Source organism: Streptomyces sp. NBC_00271 (assembly GCF_036178845.1).
In the GTDB taxonomy this organism is placed as follows: domain Bacteria; phylum Actinomycetota; class Actinomycetes; order Streptomycetales; family Streptomycetaceae; genus Streptomyces.
The window spans coordinates 5,940,516-5,958,338 of the sequence record NZ_CP108070.1 but is presented as its reverse complement, the minus strand read 5'-3'; the positions used below and the strand labels follow the sequence as shown (position 1 = coordinate 5,958,338).

The window sequence follows — 17,823 nt, the reverse complement described above, 5'->3', positions numbered from 1 at the left end:
TCAACAGGCCCAATCCTCACGCCTTTTTGCGACCCAATTGGCTCGCGTCCGGCACTCCCTGGCTCGCGCCCGACACCCTCTGGCTCCCGCCCGACACCCCCTGGCTCCCGTCCAGCACCCGCCCCAACGTCTCCAGCGCTTCCGGATAGACCCGCTCCCGGGGAGTCCCGTAGCCCACGACCAAGCCCTGAGGCCGCCCCTCACCGCGCTCGTGCCAGTGCTCGCCGAGATGCCCGACCGCGAGCCCCTCCTCCTCCGCCCGCGCCAGCACCTCCGCCTCGTCGGCCACGTCCACCAGTGCGTGCAGCCCGGCCGCGATACCGCGTACGCTCCCGCGCGCCCCCAGCCGGTCGAGCAGCTGGTCCCGGCGTCGCCGGTACCGCAGCCGGCAGGCGCGCACATGACGGTCGTACGCGTGGCTGGTGATCATCTCGGCCAGCGCCAACTGGCCGATGGACTCGGTGTGATGGTCGCTGTGCAGCTTCACGTCGGCCACCGCGTCGACCAGGTGCGGCGGCAGCACCATCCAGCCGAGCCGCAGGGCGGGTCCGAGCGTCTTGGACGCCGTACCCAGGTAGGCGACCTGCCCCGGTGCCACGCCCTGGAGTGCGCCGACGGGTTGCCGGTCGTAGCGGAACTCACCGTCGTAGTCGTCCTCGACGATCAGTCCGCCGCGTGCGCGTGCCCAGTCGGTGAGCGCCCGCCGCCGCTCAGGGTGCAGGGTGACCCCGGTCGGGTACTGATGGGCGGGCGTGACGACGACCGCGTCTGCCGCCGAGGAAGCCAACTCCTCCGCACGGGCGCCTCGTTCGTCCACCTTCAGCGGCACCACCGCGCCTCCGCCCCGCCGCACCACGTCCCGGTGGAACGGCAGCCCGGGGTCCTCCATCGCGACCACCCCGCCGTCCAGCACGCGCGTGAGAAGGGCGAGCCCCTGCACGTATCCCGAGGTGATCACGATCCGCTCGGGCGGCGCGATCACGCCCCGGGCCCGTCCCAGGTAGCCCGAGAGCGCCGTCCGCAGTTCGATCCGGCCGCGCGGGTCCCCGTAGTCGTACGCCAGGGAGGGCGCCGTCGCGATCGCGCGGCGCAGCGCCCGCAGCCACGCCGCCGCCGGGAACGTACCGACGTCCGGGCTGCCCGGGCGCAGATCGAAACGGGGCGCACGCGCGCGGGGAGCCCCGACGGCCTCCGACACGGCGTCCGCGGGAAGCACCGCGACCTCGGTGCCCGATCCCTGCCGGGCCGTCAGATACCCCTCGGCGACCAGTTGGTCGTAGGCCCCTTTGGCCGTTCCGCGCGAGATGCCGAGTTCGGCCGCGAGGCGCCGGGTCGGGGGCAGCCGTGTGCCCGGAGCGAGCCGTCCGTCGCGTACCGCGTCCCGCAGAGCCCGTTCGAGCCCGGTCCTGCGTCCCGCGGCCACGTCCGGCTCCAGATGCAGATCCACCCCGACGCCGGACCAGAAGTCGTCGCCCACTAATCCCCCCTGTGAGTTCCCGCGCCCAACGGGGCGCGGGGAACTGCGCGACCAGTCACGACCTACCCGCAGACGAATGGCCGGGCACGTCTCGTACCCGGCCATCAGCCCTATATGAGCCCTACATCAGCCCTACGTCAGCCCTTCAGAGCCGCCATCCACGCCTCGACCTCGTCGGAGCGGCGCGGCAGCCCCGCCGACAGGTTCCGGTTGCCGTCCTCGGTCACCAGGATGTCGTCCTCGATGCGCACGCCGATGCCCCGGTACTCCTCGGGCACGGTCAGGTCGTCCGCCTGGAAGTACAGGCCCGGCTCGACGGTCAGGCACATGCCCGGCTCCAGCGTGCTGTCCACGTACGTCTCGGTCCGCGCGGCGGCGCAGTCGTGGACGTCCATGCCGAGCATGTGGCCGGTGCCGTGCAGGGTCCAGCGGCGCTGCAGACCCAGCTCCAGGACGCGCTCGACCGGGCCCTCGACCAGACCCCACTCGACGAGCCTCTCGGCCAGCACGCGCTGCGCGGCGTCGTGGAAGTCGCGGTACTTGGCACCGGGCTGCACGGCAGCGATACCGGCCTCCTGGGCCTCGTACACGGCGTCGTAGATCTTCTTCTGGATCTCGCTGTAGCGGCCGTTGATCGGCAGCGTGCGCGTGACGTCGGCGGTGTAGAGCGTGTGCGTCTCCACGCCCGCGTCGAGCAGCAGCAGGTCTCCGGAGCGCACGGGCCCGTCGTTGCGCACCCAGTGCAGCGTGCAGGCGTGCGGGCCGGCGGCGCAGATCGAGCCGTAGCCGATGTCGTTTCCCTCGACCCGGGCGCGCAGGAAGAAGGTGCCCTCGATGTAGCGCTCGCTGGTCGCCTCGGCCTTGTCCAGGACCTTCACGACGTCCTCGAAGCCGCGCACCGTCGAGTCGACGGCCTTCTGCAGCTCGCCGGCCTCGAAGTCGTCCTTGATCAGTCGCGCCTCGGAGAGGAAGACCCGCAGCTCCTCGTCGCGCTCGGCGGTGACCTTGTCGGTCAGGGCCGCCTCGATGCCGGCGTCGTAGCCACGCACGACCCGGACCGGGCCGGTGGCCTCACGCAGCTTGCCGGCCAGCTCCCGCACGTCGGAGGCGGGGATGCCGTACAGCTGTTCGGCCTCGGTGAGGGAGTGGCGGCGGCCGACCCACAGCTCGCCCTGCCCGGACAGCCAGAACTCGCCGTTCTCGCGGTCGGAGCGCGGGAGCAGGTAGATCGTCGCCTTGTGGCCGCCGCTCCCGTTCGGGGAGACGGTGGGCTCCAGGACCAGGACGCCGTCCTCGGTCAGGTTGCCGGTGAGGTACGCGTACTCGACCGAGGCGCGGAAGGGGTACTCCGTGTCGTTCGACCGGGTCTTCAGGTTGCCCGCCGGGATCACCAGGCGCTCGCCCGGGAAACGTGCGGAGAGCGCGGCGCGGCGGGTGGCGGTGTACTCGGCCTGCGCGATCGGCGTGAGGCCGCGCAGCTCGGTGTCGGCCCATCCGGACTTCATGTTCTCGGCGAGCTCGTCGGACACGCCCGGGTACAGGCCGTTCTTGCGCTGCTTGATCGGCTCTTCTTCGCCCGCTTCGTCAGCGGCATCGTCGAGCACGGCTTCCGGGGTCTCCGGGTTGAGCGCCTCCGACACGGTCTGCCTCCTAGATACGACTCTGGACCTTCCCCCCAGCTCTCCGCTGTGCTCGAGCAGGGGGACACCATCATCGTACGGTCGTACAGAAGCGGGCCCAGGGTCGGAAGTCCTGTTACGCGCCGAGCTCAGCGCGGCGGCCCCAGGGCAGCACTCGAAGCCTGGACCTCACCCGAAGCCTGGACCTCACTCGAAGTGCGGACCGCACCCGAAGCGCGGACCTCACTCGAAGCGCGCCGCCAGGAGTACGACGTCCTCCGCGCTGTCCGCCTCGTCCAGCCCGTTCGGCAGCACGGACCGCAGAACATGGTCGGCGAGCGCGCCGGGATCCTCACGCAGCGTCCTGGGGACGCTGGCGGCCGCCGCGTGCAGCCGGGCGAAGGCGCGGTCCATGGGGTCGCCGGTGCGGTGCAGCAGGCCGTCGGTGTAGAGCAGCACGGTCTCGCCCGGCTCGGCCGTCAGTTCGACACTGGGCGCCTCCCAGCAGGCGAGCATGCCCAGGGGCGCGGACAGCGAGGTCTCCACGAACTCGGTGCGCCGCGCGCCGATCACCAGCGGCGGGCTGTGTCCGGCACCGGCGAGCGTGATCTTGCGCAGGGCGGGCTCGCAGTACGCGAAGAGGGCGGTCGCGGAGCGGGCGGGCTCGGTCAGGCGCAGCAGCAGTTCGAGGTCGGACAGGACGGCGACGGGGTCCTCGCCCTCCATCACGGCGTACGCCCGCAGGGAGGCCCTCAGCCGGCCCATGGCGGCGACGGCGCTGGGCCCGGCCCCGGTGACGGAGCCGACCGCCAGGCCGAGTGCGGCGTCGGGCAGCGGCAGCGCGTCGTACCAGTCGCCGCCGCCGCGCGGGCCCGTGCGGTGCCGGGCGGCGAGCTGGACTCCGGAGACCCGGGGCAGCCGCGGCGGAAGCAGCTCCTGGGAGATCGTCTTCATGCACGCGCGTGTGCGGTCCAGCTCCAGCAGCCGTGCCAGGTGTTCGGTCGCGTAGCGGGCGTAGAGGCCGACGAGGTGGCGCTGGCGCTCCACCGGTTCGGCGGGTTCGTCGTAGAGCCATACGGCGGCGCCCAGCCGGCCCGCCGCCTTGGTGGACAGGGGAAGCGCGTAGCTCGCGGCGTAGCCGAGCCGGGCGGCCACCTCGCGGTGGCGGGGGTCGAGCCCGTCCTCGGAGAGGAGGTCGGGCTGGGAGATCTCGCCCTCGCCGCCGGGCAGTCCGTCCAGGATCCTGCCGTACGACATGGCGCTGCGCGGGACGGTCTCGATGTGGCCGAGGTCGGCGCGGGCGAGGCCCAGGCCGATGGTGGTGTCCGGGCCGAGTCCGTCGCCCGGTTCCATGACGACAAGACCGCGCCGGGCACCCACGAGGGCGGCTCCGGCGTGCAGCAGCTCCTGCAGCGCGTCGTTCAGTGTCGCGGTGCGCACCAGGCGCTCGGTGAGTTCGTGGAGGGTGGTGAGGTCGGACACCCAGCCGGCGAGCCGATCTTGGAGAACGGCTCCGGGACCGGTGGACGAGGTGGCCGAAGAGGAGCCCGTTGCGGAACCCGTGACGGAGGTCGTCGGCGCGACAGTGTGTGCGGGCGCGGGAACCGTTGAATCGATTCCGGCCACTTTCGGAACGTGAGGGGCGTTCATGGCGTCCGGCTTTCCGACCGGTGCGTATTGCTCGATAGCATCGCAAACCCCCATGTCGTTCTGCGCCGCTAGCAGTGTCTCCACATGTACACGCACTCGTGAGGGGATGTCCAGCATTGTCCTGCTGGGATTCCTGGTGTCCATGAGACCCTCGGTAACCCTTGCGGGAAAGCAAAGTTGGCTTAAAACTAACTCGGGTAACGGGTTATTGAGGTCGACTGGCCTCGTTCCACGGAGCGTCACAGCGGTCGTGATGGGTACGTACTCGGTGAAGGCCAGGGGTGGTTGGGATCCGCCCGGAACCTGGCGACGGACCCGGGCGTCTTAACCACCGACGACCGTGCCCCATCCTCCCGTGGCGGAGGCGGCAAGAAACAGCGGGACGGCAAAACGCCAGGCGCCGCCACCCCACGCCATGCCCATGCTTTAGACAGACGCAGTATGGACGCGGACGCAGCCAATGCTCGGCCCAGATGGGTTCCCCTTGCCGTGCGCAAGGGTGTGATGCGCCAGCAGGTACGCACAGTGAAGTGATCGACACATGACGTGATGTGATCCACGGTGTTGCCAGGCGTGCAACGGAAAGGAACGAGCGCTCATGCGCGAGATCCTCGGAAGGCGACGCAGGCTCCTGTCCAGGCGAAACAACGGGAGGCCTGAGATGCTCAGCGCGGCCCTGACCTTCGCGACCGATTGGCAGTGGCCCGTGCTCCCGGGTGTGGCACCGGACCCGCAGGGGCGTGCCCGCTGCGGGTGCCCGGACCCGGAGTGCACGGTGCCCGGTGCTCACCCCTTCGACCCCGGCCTCCTCGCGGCCACCACCGACGAGCGCATGGTGCGCTGGTGGTGGACCAACCGGCCGTCCGCACCCATCGTGCTGGCCACCGGAGGCAGGGCCCCCTGCGCGGTGAGCCTGCCCGCCCTCGCGGCGGCCCGCGCACTCGACGCGCTCGACCGTACGGGCATGCGCCTCGGCCCGGTCGTCGCGGCGCCCACGCGCTGGGCGATCCTCGTCGCGCCCTACTCCATGGAGCAGCTCGGCGAGCTCCTCTACGCCAAGGACTTCGTGCCGGGGTCCCTGCGCTTCCATGGCGAGGGCGGCTACATCGCGCTGCCCCCGTCCGAGACCGGCCAGGGCCAGATCCGCTGGGAGCGCGCACCACTGCCCGGCTCGGCCGCGCCCTGGGTGCCCGATGTGGAGGCCGTGGTGGACGCGGTGGTGGAGGCGCTCACTCGTACGGGTGTGAGCGCGCCCGAGTTGTAGGGTGCCCGGCGCGCGGTGAGCCGCGCGCCCACCCGCGCTCGTTATGTTCCGCACTATGCAGCGTCATTCCGGGGGACACAGAGCCCCATCGTCTCTACGTTCCGGGCCGGACCACGAGAGGGTTCGCCTGGTGGCGCTGGCGGGCCTCGTGGTGTTCGCGGTCGCCCTGCCACTGACCGTGGCCTCCGCAGGACCCGTCGGTGACGGGAGCTCCGAGGCCGTACGCGCGTCCCGGAGGATCGACGACAAGGGAACGGCGGCCCCCGCCGCGCCCCGTTCCGCCTCCGCGACCCCTCCCGCTTCCGAGACCCCTCCCGCTTCCGCGCCCGCGCCACGGCTTCTGGGCCTCGGCCGGGCCACCGCCGCCCGGTGCGGCCCCGAACTCTCCTCCCCCGACGGGATCGAAGCGCAGACCTGCGTCATGACCCAGGGGGAGGACACCTGGGCGCGCACCTACTACCGCAACGCGACCGGTGACGAGCTGAGATCCGCACTGAGCCTCATGGGCCCCGGTGGCCGCACCGTGGAGATGAACTGCGTGGTGCGCGCCGAGGACGACCCGGGGGTGTGCGAGACGCCCAGAGGGCGTACGGCGGGGGGTGTGGGGGCGTACGCGGCGGTCGCCGAGTTCGCGAGGAGCGCCGGAAGCGGGCCGATGCTGCTGCGGTCGGGAAGCGAGGCGGAGAGCGCCTCGGGGAGCGCCTTGGGGAGCAACTCGGCCCCGTAGCAAGGCGGTTGACGCGGCGGGAAAATCCGCGCATGGAAAGACCCGGTTGCTGGCGACGGGGGATGCACCAGCAACCGGGCTACTCGAACGGTAACAAGAGATCGGCGGTTCGCAAATTCGATCTCGGCTATTCGGACACGGATTTACCTGTCACCGCCGGGAGTTGTGACAGGAGTCACCTGCTCCGTGAAGCACCGACCAGCTGACCGGTCGGTCAGTGCCCCGGCTGTGTGTCAGCTGAGCGTGACCTGTCGGTTCGTGAGGCCGCCGCGTGCCCGCCGCTCGTCCGGGGTGAGCGGTGTGCCCGCGGCCAGGGCGGTCGCGAGGCGCTCGGCGAACTCGGCCGCCGGCTTTTCCACATCGTCGGCCGTGACGCCCGTCGGCAGGTCCCAGACCGGCACCGTGAGCCCGTGCGCGCGGAAGGAACCGACCAGCCGCGTGCCCTCGCCGAGGCTCGAGCGACCGGCCGCGTGCAGCCGCGCGAGCGCGTCCAGAAGCTGCTCCTCGGGGTACGGCATCACCCAGCGCAGGTGGTTCTTGTCGGGGGTCTCGCACCAGTACGCCGCGTCCACGCCGGAGAGCTTCACGGTCGGGATCGCCGCCGCGTTGGCCCGCTCCAGGGAGGCGGCGACCTCCGGTGTCGAGTGCTCCGCGTCCGGGACCCAGAACTCGAAGCCCGAGTGCACAACTGGCTCGAACGCGCCTTCGGGGTCGAGCAGTTCCTGCAGTCGCGGGCCGTCGGCCGGGGCGCGGCGGCCCTGGATCGGGGTGCCGGGCTGGGCCGTGAGCGCGCGCTGGAGGGTGTCGGCGAGGTCGCGGCTGATGTCGCCGGACGCCGTGTCGTTCTGCAGGCCGATCAGGACCGAGCCGTCGTCGCGGCGCAGCGCGGGCCAGGCCATCGGCAGGACGGTGGCGAGCGTCACCGAGGGAACTCCCTCGGGCAGGCTCTCCTTGAGCTTCAGCTCGACCGTGGCGGCGGGCACCAGCTCGCGCAGCGCGACCCAGTCGCCCTCGCGCGGCAGGCCCTCGAAGGGGCGCTGGACCAGCTCCGTCACCGCGTGTGCGGCGGCCCGGCCGTGGCAGGCCTTGTAGCGGCGGCCGCTGCCGCACGGGCAGGGCTCGCGAGCGCCGACTACCGGGATCTCCCCGTCCTTGAGCTGAGGCTGCTTGGCCTTCGTCTGGGGTCGCTTCTTGGCCATCGTGGGTGTCTCCCGATCACGGCTCGTCTCGTACTGGCGCGAGCCTAGCCGCTCGTACGTCGGCCGACGGGACCCTGTGGACAACGCACCGAGTCGTCTCGGAACCGGGCCTTCCGTCCGGGGCTTCCGCCCGCGGTTTCCGCCCCGTCCGGTCCCGCTCCGGTCCGCCCCGCCCTGCCCCGTCTCCTGGTCAGTCCAAGTCGTCGAAGGCGTCCGCGAAGTCCAGCCCGGGCAGCCCCGTCACACCCGGTGACGCGACGCGCGTAGCGAAGTCGTCACGCCGGCGCGCGGCGGCCGTGTCCGTCACGTCGTCCTGGACGACGACCCACACGGTGACCTCTCCGCGGGTGTCGTCCCGTACGCCCCAGTCCTTGGCCAGCGCCGTGATGATGTTCAGCCCGCGGCCGCCGTGTGCGGTGACCGAGGGCGTGGCGGGAACCGGGCGGGTCGGACCACCGCCGTCCGTCACCTCGACGGTGAGCCTCCCGGACGCGTCGACGCGCCACGCGGCCCGGACGTCGCCGTCCCCGGCGAGGGCGTCGCCGAGGGGCCTGCCGTGCCGGCACGCATTGCTCAAAAGTTCGGAAAGGATCAGTACGGCGTCGTCGATGACCGATTCCGTCACTCCACCGGTGCGCAGTTGATCGCGCATCCGATGTCTTGCTTTCCCCACGCCCGCAGGGCCATGGGGAACGGCCATGCTCGACGACGTGGGCACCTCCCGTGCCACCACCAACGCCACCCCCGAGACCTCCTTTGCCCCACGCCACGGTGTGGATGCCCCTTTGGGCTGGACCGGAAACCGGCCAATCCACGTCTGCTGACGCACTCGTAACGATCGAATACGGAACGAACGCGCCGGTGCACTCCTGGTAACCGTGTGGCTGGATTTCGACGGTGGTTGACGTGGTTCGACGGCCGTCGTCGGCACCTCGAGCGGTGGTTTCCGGACGACGAGCCGCGAGGTCAGCGGCCGAGTTGACGCAGCACCGCGCGTGGGCGGTTGGTGATGATGGCGTCGATGCCCAGTTCAACGCAGAGATCGACGTCCTCGGGTTCGTTCACCGTCCAGACGTGGACCTGATGACCGGCTCTTTTCAGCCGTTCGATGTATCCGGGGTGACTGCGTACGATCCGCATCGAGGGGCCCGCGATCCGGACACCGGCCGGCAGTCGTCCGTCGCGCAGCCGGGGCGAGATGAACTGCAGAAGATAGACCGTCGGCAGCGTCGGGGACGCGGACCGGACGCGGTGCAGGGAGCGCGCCGAGAAGCTCATGACGCGCACCGGAGAGGTGGCGGCGCTCGCCGGGGCGTCCAGGCCGAAGCGCTTCAGGAGGAGCTGCAGCCGGTCCTCGACCTGGCCCGCCCAACGCGTGGGGTGCTTGGTCTCGATGGCCAGCTCCACGCGGCGGCCCGCGTCGGCGACGAGTTCGAGCAGTCGCTCCAGGGTGAGGACGGAGGTGTCCTGCGGGTCCCCGGGGTCGTACTCCCAGTCGGGCGACTCGTCGCGGTTCTTCCAGGAGCCGAAGTCCAGGGCGGCGAGGTCGGCGAGCTCCAGTGCGGAGACGGCTCCGCGGCCGTTGGACGTACGGTTGACGCGGCGGTCGTGCACACAGACGAGATGTCCGTCCGCGGTCAGCCGTACATCGCACTCGAGGGCGTCCGCACCGTCCTCGATCGCCTTCTTGTACGCGGCCAGCGTGTGCTCGGGAGCCTCTTCGGAGGCCCCGCGGTGGGCGACGACCTGAATCGGGTGCTGTCGTGCGTGGGTCACCGCGTCATGGTGCCACCGTCACAGGGCCGACGTGAGGGCCGAGACACCACGAATGTTTCTTTTTAGTATAAAAAGCCCGATATAAAGGATGGTCCTGGACCCACAGCCACCGCTTATGGTGCTCTGACGTCCCGTGGGAAAAGCTGACGGCGTACAAAAAGCACATGCACACCAGCACAGCTGCATCGCGCCGGACCGTCTGACAAGCGTGAGTGAGCGTGACCGAGTGCGACCGAGAACAACAGCCGTGGACCGAGGAGAAGAGCTGTGAGCACCGAGAACGAGGGCACTGCAGTACCCCCGGCCCCGTCCGCACCTCCTGTGCCGGTGGAAACTCCCGCTGCTTCCGCGCAGAGCGCTGCGCCCGAAGGGGGCGCGCCGACCGCCCAGCTCCCGGCGGTGCCTCCGAGCGCCCCCGGCGCACCGGAGCAGACACCGGCGTACGCGTCGATGGGCGCCGGGACTCCTGAGGCGCACGGGCACGCCCCCGGAGCGCCGGTCTCCGCCGCCGAGGCGGGCTGGCCGCCCCCGCCGCCCGCCGTTCCCTCGTACGCGGACGGTGGCGGCTCGGGAGCGGGCGGCTGGGGCTCCTCCTACGGGCAGCCCGCGCCGAAGCCCAAGAACGGGCGCGGCGGCCTGGTCGCGGCGATCCTGGTGGCCGCGCTGGTCGCGGGCGGCGTCGGCGGCGGCATCGGCTACTCGCTGGCCAAGAACAACGACAACTCCACCGACTCGACGACCGTCTCCGCGCCGAGCGGCAGCGGCGACGTGAAGCGGGCCTCGGGCACGGTCGCGAACGTGGCCGCCAGGGCGCTGCCGAGCACCGTCACCATCGAGGCCGAGAGCAGCAGCGGCTCGGGCGGCACCGGCACCGGGTTCGTCTTCGACACCCAGGGCCACATCCTCACCAACAACCACGTCGTGGCGGAGGCGGTCGACGGCGGCAAGCTCACCGCGACCTTCCCCAACGGCAAGAAGTACGACGCCGAGGTCGTCGGCCACGCGCAGGGCTACGACGTCGCGGTCATCAAGCTCAAGAACGCGCCGTCGGACCTGAAGCCCCTCACCCTGGGTGACTCCGACGCGGTGGCGGTCGGCGACTCCACGATCGCGATCGGCGCGCCCTTCGGCCTCTCGAACACGGTGACCACGGGCATCATCAGCGCCAAGAACCGCCCCGTGGCCTCCAGCGACGGCAGTGCCAGCAGCAAGGCCTCCTACATGAGCGCCCTGCAGACGGACGCCTCGATCAACCCGGGCAACTCCGGTGGCCCTCTCCTGGACGCCCAGGGCGCGGTCATCGGCATCAACTCGGCGATCCAGTCCTCGAGCAGCGGCGGTCTGGGCGGCACCAGCCAGTCCGGCTCCATCGGTCTCGGCTTCGCGATCCCGATCAACCAGGCGAAGCACGTCGCCCAGCAGCTGATCAAGACCGGCAAGCCGGTCTACCCGGTGATCGGCGCCTCGGTCTCCCTCGAGGACGGCACCGGCGGCGCGAAGATCACCGAGCAGGGTGCGAGCGGCTCCGCGGCGGTCACCTCCGGCGGCCCCGCCGACAAGGCCGGTCTCAAGCCCGGCGACGTCATCACCAAGCTCGACGACCAGGTGATCGACAGCGGCCCGACCCTCATCGGCGAGATCTGGACCCACCAGCCCGGCGACGTCGTGAAGCTCACGTACACGCGCGACGGAAAGACCCACACGGCCGAGGTCACCCTCGGACAGCGCGACGGCGACAGCTGACCGGTCGGTCTTGTCCCCGCGCCACCGACGATCGCCGGTGTCGCGGGGCGGGTTGCCCGAGCGGCCACCGCCGCAGTTCATGGACGTGCTGGTCGGATGGGGTGTCACTCAGTGAGTGGCACCCCATCTGTATGGCGCCTGTCTCACCTTGATCTGGCCCGGTCGCGTTGTGCGTCAGCGCGTGTGGACCAGGCGTGGACCAGGAACCGGCGGACCAGGTCCGCGAATCCGCTGCTCAGCGGCCTTGCCTGGTCCGAGGTGTGAACCGTCCCAGGGGCGCCGGGACCCGCGGGTCATCAGGACCCGCGAGTCATCACCTGGACGGCATCGTCGCCCGGACCTGGCCTCCCGTGCCGCCCGGTACTCGCTGCCGCCCGAGATGTGGCTCAGCCCACGGAGATGGCGGCCGTGGTGTGCGAGCCTGGCCGCGGAGCCCCATGTCTCCTGACCGTGTGACGCACGCCACGGGAACCTGCCCTGCCGTGTGGACAAGGATGGACGTGGACTACTCATTGCACACCCGGATACGGGCAGGCGACCCCGAGGCGTTCCGCGAGCTCTTCCGTGACCACGCCCGACTGGTCCACCGGCACGCGGTGCGCGTGACCGGGGACTGGACCGTCGCCGAGGACATCGTCTCGCTGACCTTCTTGGAGGCGTGGCGGCTGCGCGTCAAGCTGCGGGACGAGGGCGACAGTCCGCGCCCCTGGTTGATGGGCATCGCCGTGAACGTACTGCGCAACACCACCCGCGCTGCGCGCCGCCACCAGCGGGCCCTGGAGCGCCTGCCGGCCAAGGAAACGGTCCCGGACTTCGCCGACGAACTCGTCGGCCGCATAGCCGATGCCGACCAACTGGCTGCCGCCCAGCGGGTGCTGAAGAAGCTGCGCCGGAGCGAGCGCGAGGTCTTCACGCTCTGTGTGTGGTCCGGGCTCGGCTACGCGGAGGCGGCGGCCGTGCTCGGCGTCCCGGTCGGCACCGTGCGCTCCCGCCTGTCCCGCGCCCGCAAACGACTGAGCAAGCTGGCCGACGAAGAACTGAGGAAACGCAGGGAACCGCTACCGCGCAACGGACAAGTACAGGGCGGCCGCACTTCTGCGGCCCGGTCACACGAGTCGTACGAGGAGAGGTCCGAATGATCCGCAAGAAGTCTCGGCGTGAGGAGTCGCTGGACCACGCGGAGCTGGCCCGGTTGCTGCCGGCGCCTGGAGACCCGCACCTGTCGCTCGACCGTCACCTGCTTCTCGAGGAGCACCTGATGCGCGAGATCCAGCCCGTTGCACCCGCCCCTGCGCCGTCCCGCCGCGTGGCACGCCGTGTCCTGCTGATCGGTGTCCCGGTCACCGCTGCCGGCCTGGCCGGCGCCTTCGCCTTCACCGCGCTGACCGGTTCCGGGGGCAGCCGCACGACCGCGGCCACCCCGCCCCCGGTCGAAGCGCCGGTCGTCCGCATCGAGCCCGGCAGCACCGCCCAGCTCGCCTCCACCGTCGAGCACATCGCCGCCGCCGCCTCGGCCGACAAGACGCCCGAACCCGGCCCGGGCCAGTACATCTACATCAAGAGCAAGGTCTCCTACCTCTCCGTCTTGCACACCGACACAGACAAGTCCAAGACCTTGGTCCAGCCCCTGCATATCCGTGAGGCATGGAATTCCCCCGACGGCAAGCAGGGCTGGCTGGACGAGCCCGGGTACCAGCCCAAGGGCGGTGTCACCCTCAACAGCGACGTCGAGAGCAGCTTGAACGCCCCCTCCTACGACTACCTCAAGACGCTGCCCACCGACCCGGACGCCCTGCTGAAGAAGATCTACAAGGAGACCAAGGGCCAGGGGAACTCCCCGGACCAGGAGGCATTCACCACGGTCGGCGACCTGCTGGGGGAGCAGCTCGCACCGGCGAAGCTGAACGCAGCGCTGTACCGGGCCGCGGCCAAGATCCCCGGGGTTGTGGTGGTGGACCATGTCACGGACGCCGCGGGACGCGAGGGCATCGCCCTGGCCCACGTCGACCAGCAGAGCGGCGATCGCACCGAGTGGATCTTCGACCGCAAGACGTACGCCTATCTCGGCAGCCGCGGTGTCCAGGTCAAGCAGGCCGACGACGTCAAGCCTGGCACGGTCCTCGAATACACCGCCGTGCTGGAGCGGGCCGTCGTCGACGCCCAGAAGCAGCGCCCCGGCGCGCAAGGTACCGGTGCGTAAGAACGCGATCGCCTCGCTGGGCAGCGTATATGTCGCCACGCGATCAGGACCGGCGCGTCGAGCGGCACTGCGAGTCGGGCGACCTTCCACGCCTCCCCGTACTCCTTGGACAGGAGGTGGCCGCCCTGAGCCGCACGAAGCAGCCGGCCATCCTCGCCGGTGCCGAACTCCTGGACGTGCTCGCGGACCAGCCTCACGAGAACCGGCGGAATCGGTACCGGCCGCGTCGCCTTGCGGGCCCGCTTCTCATTTGTTGTCGGCTTTCGCCGCGTGAGTGGCGCCGGATAAACCGGGCCTTCGGGATCAGCTCAGGGCCTTGCCCACCTCGTAGATCGTCGGCCGGTTCTCAGAGGCATGGCTGAGCATCGCGTCGATCAGCTCACCCAGCTCACCGGGCGCTTTGACGGGACGCCGCCGACCGTTCGCCACTGCTCCTCTCTGTACGGGGCGCGGAGCGTCGTCGGCGTACTCGACGGCCCGCCAGCCGGTGGCGGAGATGAGCAGGGAGGCGCCGAGTGCGTAGATGTCGGCTTCCTGCGTCGGCTCGGCTTCCCTGGTGGCGAGCAGGCTGCGCGCGATCTCCGGTGCCTCGTAGTGGAGCGCGTTGCAGACATTTTGGGACTCAGTGAGCGGGCGGAAAAGCATCTTGCCCCTGGTGCTGCATAGCTCTTACTCCAAGGAGTCGCGGGAGGGCGCGGGCACAGGGCCCAGCGGGGCCGTTCTCTCTGGGGATGCCGACAAGGCCAGCACAGTCCTCGGCTTACCCGCGTCGGCCTGGGGCCGCGGACCGGGTGCTGATGATTGGCGCAGTGGGCATGGGGCGCGGAACAGAGCCAGTGGACCCCGTGTGGACCATGCCCCCGCGAGACGCTCGGGGCCGGGTAGGCTGTAGCCGCTCCGACCCTGGTGGGCGGGGCCTAGGTGGGTTGCCCGAGCGGCCTAAGGGAACGGTCTTGAAAACCGTCGTGGCAGCGATGTCACCGTGGGTTCAAATCCCACACCCACCGCAGGTGAACGGCCCCTGACCAGGTAAATCGGTCGGGGGCCGTTCTCATGTGCGTTGTCCGTCAACCACCGTGGTTGCCCGTCAGTTACCCAACTGCTGAGAGCGTTCACGAGAGCCACGAAGGCGCCCACGCCGAAGACAGTGAGGACAACGAACCCGACCGCCACCAACGAGCAACACGAGGCGACCGCCACCATGACCGACGCCCGCCCCACGGCCCGGTGGTACTCGGTGCCATCGCCCCAGTTCTGATCAACCATGCCGCCCCTCTCCCCGCGCCCTGTACGGAGCGGTCGGCGGAGCGCATGGACGTGTGGGTGTGGGATTGGGCGGACGTGGTGTTCAGGCTGCGGGCCCGGTACGGAACGCCCTGGTGGAGTCTCACCATCATGCGGATCCAATTCGGGATCGCGGGAGCTGTTTTCCTGGCGGCCGGGGTTCACACCCTGGTGTGCTGACGGCAGCGGCCGTCAGCACATGTCAGCTCGTTGCGGCTTTGACGCGTCTCTGAACGGCAAGCCCGCCAGGCTGGACATGCGCGCTGTCAGGGGTTCTCACTGAGGTCGTTGGCCAAGGACACAGAACTCGTTGCCTTCGGGGTCTGCCATGACAACCCAGGACTGGTCACCCTGACCAATATCGACACGCTGTGCGCCAAGAGCCTCCAGGCGAGCCACCTCGGCGTCCTGATCACCAGGCACGAAGTCGAGATGCAGTCGGCTCTTGGCCTTCTTGCTCTCATCAAGCCGGACGAACTCCAACCCCGGCAGGCGATCCGGCTCCGGGCGGATCGCGAACTCCACATCAGAGGTGTGGACCACAACCCAACCAAGAGCCTCGGCCCACCACTGGCCCAGGGCCTCCGGATCTGCCGAGTGGACAATTACGTTGTGCCATTCCAAGGTCATCAGCCGAGCCTAGGCCTACCGGGGTTTCGAGAGAAGGCGCTTGAAGCGCTCGAGGGAAGCCACGCAGCGGCTGACTGGTCGGCCTCCCGAACCACCGCTCCGGCCCACCACTCTCCCCCGCTCCCATCCCGTCCACCGTCGACGGCTCACAGTTCGAAGTCCTGGGCGGCTTCCTCCCAGGGGATGGCGCGCAGGGTCGGATCGGCGGTGTGGCCGGACGGGATGTCGGGGGTGGCCTGGAACCACGCGACCGCGAGGGCCGAGCGGTGCAGGACGGGGTCGACGGCGGGGTCGACCGCGCTGGAAAGGAAGAGGCCGACGCAGGTCACGGCGGGGAGCAGTTCGACCGGGCCGAAGCCGCGGGCGGGCAGGTCCGGATGGTCTCGGTGGGGTGTGACGAGGTGCGTCGGGGTGTTGGGGAACGCCGCCGCGGTACGCCGGGCCAGGCCGTCGACGAGGCGGTCGTTCCAGCGCTTGAAGGGGTAGCCCTCGAGCATTCCGCCGTAGGTCGAGGTGAGGCGCAGGTCGGATATCTCGACGGTTCTGCCCGAGGTGAGGGTGACGCGGGTCAGTGCCATGGCCCGCAGCCTAGGGACGGGCGGTTCGTGGTGTCGTTCCGTTTTCCGGTGGCCAGGGGCGTGGGAACGTCATCCGGGACGCCGAGGCGATCGTCGAGCGGGCCTCGCGTTCGGTGAGGCCGGTGCGGAGGGCGGCCTCGACGAGGGCGGTGGTCAGTTCCGGGCCGATGCCGTTCTCGTAGGCGCGGCAGGCGGCCCAGAAGAGGCGGGTGTTGCGCTGGCCTTCGTGGGCGGCGAGCACGAACTGGACCAGCCCCTGGCCGTGTTGGCCGGTCGCAGGGGGCGCGTGGTGGTGCGCGCGGGGCGGGGGCGTGAGCAGGCGCAGGAGTTCGCGCGGGCAGGGCGCGGGCGCCAACTGGGCGGTGCCCGGGGCCGTTGCGTACACGCCGTGCTCGGTGCGGGAGCCGGGGCCGACCAGGTAGCCGCCGGCGCCGCGGATGTCGATGCCCGGGGCCAGTCGGCTCGCCGAGTTGGGGACGACCACGTCGGGCGGTCCGGTCAGCCAGAGGTGGCGGCCGCCGCTCGGGGTCAGCACGACCACCGTCTCCGGGATCGTGAACAGGTGGCGCAGGGCCAGTTCGCACAGGGCGGCCGAGGAGTCCGTACCGGATTTGGTGTCGAGGTCGATGCCGATGAGGCGGTGCGGATCGAGGCCGCAGGCGATGCCGTAGCCGGTCGCCCAGGGCGCGGCGGCGAAGAGCGCGCGGATGCGGCGGGGGTCGGTGGAGGCGTCGTACACGCCGTGTCCGAAGCGGCCGCATGCGCCGTGGCAGGGAGGGGACGTCGGGTCGGGATCGGGGTCGTCGCGGTGGGGGGAGCGCAGGGCCGGGAGCTTCGTGCGGGACAGCGGGATCACCGCGAGTCCGCGTTCGGCGGCGGACAGGGCGTGGGCCAGGGCCAGGGTCGTGGCCTGCCGGTCGATGGTGGCCATGCATCCATGTTCGTACGAGTGTTCGAAAAAGGGAAGGGCTTGCCGTGCGCGGGGGCGCCGGGAAGGGGATTTGGGGAGGATTGGCCAAAAAGTGGCGGAACGGTTCCCCTCTTGGGGCGCCCGGGGTCGAGCTGTCCGATCCAGTCTGATCTGCGGTTTCTTGTCATGAAGAGGGTTTATCGACATGTACTCACGCTTGAGGGCGAATCACGGCTTCCGGGGTGGTTCGGTGGGGATTCGGTGGGCAACTCTGGAGTCGCGACGTCGTGATCAGCGCCGGGGCGGTCGGCCAACCGCCTTGGAACGAGCAGTACTTCCCGGTTCACGCCGGTCCGTACATCCGGTTCTTGGAGGAATTCACATGGCAAGCATCCGTACCGCCCGTGTTCTCGCCGCCGTCTCGGCGCTGCCCCTCGCCGCCGCCCTCTTCACGGGCGTCGCCGCGGCGGACAACGGCGCTTTCGCGGACGACGGATCGAACGCGGGCGTGGCAACCGTCAGCGGCAGCGGGGTCGGACACGACAACAGCGGCAACTCCTCGACCACACAGCAGCAAGCGGTCGGATTCGGGGCCTCGAACCACAGCAACACGGCTCAGGTCAAGAACTCCGCGTTCACGGCCATCGACCAGTCGCACACCGTCATCAACTTCACCCGCCTCTGGTGAGCCGGGGCCGGTTCGCCCGACCTCGACGGGCTCACCGGCCTTGAAGCACCGTGTGGGGTGCTTTGTGGGGTAGTAACG

At 70.4% G+C, this 17,823-nt stretch carries 15 protein-coding genes, 1 tRNA gene and 1 pseudogene; 7 read left to right on the top strand and 10 right to left on the bottom strand.

Going from position 1 to position 17,823, the window contains the following annotated elements; genetic code table 11:
- Positions 1 to 16 precede the first annotated feature (16 nt).
- From pdxR to OG798_RS27195, 3 genes are all read right to left on the bottom strand, one after another.
- Entirely contained in the window at positions 17 to 1,477 is a 1,461-nt protein-coding gene (gene pdxR, locus OG798_RS27205; RefSeq protein WP_121415639.1) for a MocR-like pyridoxine biosynthesis transcription factor PdxR, read from the bottom strand.
- A gap of 137 nt (positions 1,478 to 1,614) precedes the next feature.
- Positions 1,615 to 3,117: an aminopeptidase P family protein gene (locus OG798_RS27200; RefSeq protein WP_373561051.1), complete on the bottom strand. Its 1,503-nt coding sequence runs from the start codon at positions 3,115 to 3,117 to the stop codon at positions 1,615 to 1,617.
- Positions 3,118 to 3,339: 222 nt separating this feature from the next.
- The gene (locus tag OG798_RS27195; RefSeq protein WP_121415640.1) at positions 3,340 to 4,863 is read right to left on the bottom strand and encodes a PP2C family protein-serine/threonine phosphatase; all 1,524 of its coding nucleotides are present in this window, start codon (positions 4,861 to 4,863) and stop codon (positions 3,340 to 3,342) included.
- A 481-nt stretch (positions 4,864 to 5,344) separates the two neighbouring features.
- On the opposite strand from OG798_RS27195, the gene OG798_RS27190 reads away from it, so the two are divergent.
- Together OG798_RS27190 and OG798_RS27185 are read left to right on the top strand one after the other, a co-directional pair.
- Positions 5,345 to 6,010, top strand: a complete 666-nt coding sequence (locus OG798_RS27190) for a bifunctional DNA primase/polymerase (protein WP_075031436.1) — start codon at positions 5,345 to 5,347, stop codon at positions 6,008 to 6,010.
- Positions 6,011 to 6,140: 130 nt separating this feature from the next.
- Entirely contained in the window at positions 6,141 to 6,737 is a 597-nt protein-coding gene (locus OG798_RS27185) for a hypothetical protein (protein WP_257016696.1), read from the top strand.
- Positions 6,738 to 6,970: 233 nt separating this feature from the next.
- On the opposite strand, the gene OG798_RS27180 is transcribed toward OG798_RS27185, so the two are convergent.
- From OG798_RS27180 to OG798_RS27170, 3 genes are all read right to left on the bottom strand, one after another.
- Entirely contained in the window at positions 6,971 to 7,936 is a 966-nt protein-coding gene (locus tag OG798_RS27180) for a DUF5926 family protein (RefSeq protein ID WP_328757828.1), read from the bottom strand.
- 190 nt (positions 7,937 to 8,126) lie between these two features.
- Positions 8,127 to 8,765: an ATP-binding protein gene (locus tag OG798_RS27175; RefSeq protein WP_121415642.1), complete on the bottom strand. Its 639-nt coding sequence runs from the start codon at positions 8,763 to 8,765 to the stop codon at positions 8,127 to 8,129.
- A 137-nt stretch (positions 8,766 to 8,902) separates the two neighbouring features.
- Entirely contained in the window at positions 8,903 to 9,712 is an 810-nt protein-coding gene (locus OG798_RS27170; protein WP_121415643.1) for a glycerophosphodiester phosphodiesterase, read from the bottom strand.
- A 267-nt stretch (positions 9,713 to 9,979) separates the two neighbouring features.
- Here OG798_RS27170 and OG798_RS27165 point away from each other — a divergent pair, with 267 nt between their 5' ends.
- The 3 genes from OG798_RS27165 to OG798_RS27155 all read left to right on the top strand — a co-directional run bounded on the left by OG798_RS27165 (position 9,980) and on the right by OG798_RS27155 (position 13,655).
- Positions 9,980 to 11,455 (top strand): S1C family serine protease, encoded by a 1,476-nt coding sequence (locus OG798_RS27165; protein WP_095853751.1) that lies wholly within the window; start codon positions 9,980 to 9,982, stop codon positions 11,453 to 11,455.
- 494 nt (positions 11,456 to 11,949) lie between these two features.
- The gene (locus tag OG798_RS27160) at positions 11,950 to 12,594 is read left to right on the top strand and encodes an RNA polymerase sigma factor (protein ID WP_179436513.1); all 645 of its coding nucleotides are present in this window, start codon (positions 11,950 to 11,952) and stop codon (positions 12,592 to 12,594) included.
- Positions 12,591 to 13,655, top strand: coding sequence for a CU044_5270 family protein (locus OG798_RS27155; RefSeq protein WP_121415644.1), 1,065 nt, complete (start codon positions 12,591 to 12,593; stop codon positions 13,653 to 13,655). Before OG798_RS27160 ends, OG798_RS27155 begins: the two co-directional genes overlap by 4 nt.
- A 303-nt stretch (positions 13,656 to 13,958) precedes the next feature.
- Here OG798_RS27155 and OG798_RS27150 read toward each other — a convergent pair.
- Positions 13,959 to 14,255: pseudogene (locus OG798_RS27150) on the bottom strand (protein kinase family protein); the annotation flags it as partial.
- Between the two features lie 320 nt (positions 14,256 to 14,575).
- Here OG798_RS27150 and OG798_RS27145 point away from each other — a divergent pair.
- A tRNA-Ser gene (locus tag OG798_RS27145) sits at positions 14,576 to 14,662 on the top strand.
- A 553-nt stretch (positions 14,663 to 15,215) separates the two neighbouring features.
- On the opposite strand, the gene OG798_RS27140 is transcribed toward OG798_RS27145, so the two are convergent.
- The 3 genes from OG798_RS27140 to OG798_RS27130 all read right to left on the bottom strand — a co-directional run bounded on the left by OG798_RS27140 (position 15,216) and on the right by OG798_RS27130 (position 17,078).
- Complete coding sequence (locus OG798_RS27140; RefSeq protein WP_328757824.1) at positions 15,216 to 15,569, bottom strand: VOC family protein; 354 nt, start codon at positions 15,567 to 15,569, stop codon at positions 15,216 to 15,218.
- Between the two features lie 146 nt (positions 15,570 to 15,715).
- The gene (locus tag OG798_RS27135) at positions 15,716 to 16,147 is read right to left on the bottom strand and encodes a hypothetical protein (RefSeq protein WP_095853755.1); all 432 of its coding nucleotides are present in this window, start codon (positions 16,145 to 16,147) and stop codon (positions 15,716 to 15,718) included.
- Between the two features lie 10 nt (positions 16,148 to 16,157).
- Positions 16,158 to 17,078, bottom strand: coding sequence for a bifunctional DNA primase/polymerase (locus tag OG798_RS27130; protein ID WP_328757821.1), 921 nt, complete (start codon positions 17,076 to 17,078; stop codon positions 16,158 to 16,160).
- A gap of 361 nt (positions 17,079 to 17,439) precedes the next feature.
- On the opposite strand from OG798_RS27130, the gene OG798_RS27125 reads away from it, so the two are divergent.
- Entirely contained in the window at positions 17,440 to 17,745 is a 306-nt protein-coding gene (locus tag OG798_RS27125) for a hypothetical protein (protein ID WP_095853757.1), read from the top strand.
- The last annotated feature ends 78 nt before the right edge of the window (positions 17,746 to 17,823 follow it).

Coding starts and splice junctions, on each gene's coding strand:
- OG798_RS27195 (WP_121415640.1), bottom strand. CDS start 4,863: ATGCTGGACATCCCCTCACGAGTGCGTGTACATGTGGAGACACTGCTA.
- OG798_RS27190 (WP_075031436.1), top strand. CDS start 5,345: ATGCGCGAGATCCTCGGAAGGCGACGCAGGCTCCTGTCCAGGCGAAAC.
- OG798_RS27180 (WP_328757828.1), bottom strand. CDS start 7,936: ATGGCCAAGAAGCGACCCCAGACGAAGGCCAAGCAGCCTCAGCTCAAG.
- OG798_RS27160 (WP_179436513.1), top strand. CDS start 11,950: ATGGACGTGGACTACTCATTGCACACCCGGATACGGGCAGGCGACCCC.
- OG798_RS27155 (WP_121415644.1), top strand. CDS start 12,591: ATGATCCGCAAGAAGTCTCGGCGTGAGGAGTCGCTGGACCACGCGGAG.
- OG798_RS27140 (WP_328757824.1), bottom strand. CDS start 15,569: ATGACCTTGGAATGGCACAACGTAATTGTCCACTCGGCAGATCCGGAG.
- OG798_RS27135 (WP_095853755.1), bottom strand. CDS start 16,147: ATGGCACTGACCCGCGTCACCCTCACCTCGGGCAGAACCGTCGAGATA.
- OG798_RS27130 (WP_328757821.1), bottom strand. CDS start 17,078: ATGGCCACCATCGACCGGCAGGCCACGACCCTGGCCCTGGCCCACGCC.
- OG798_RS27125 (WP_095853757.1), top strand. CDS start 17,440: ATGGCAAGCATCCGTACCGCCCGTGTTCTCGCCGCCGTCTCGGCGCTG.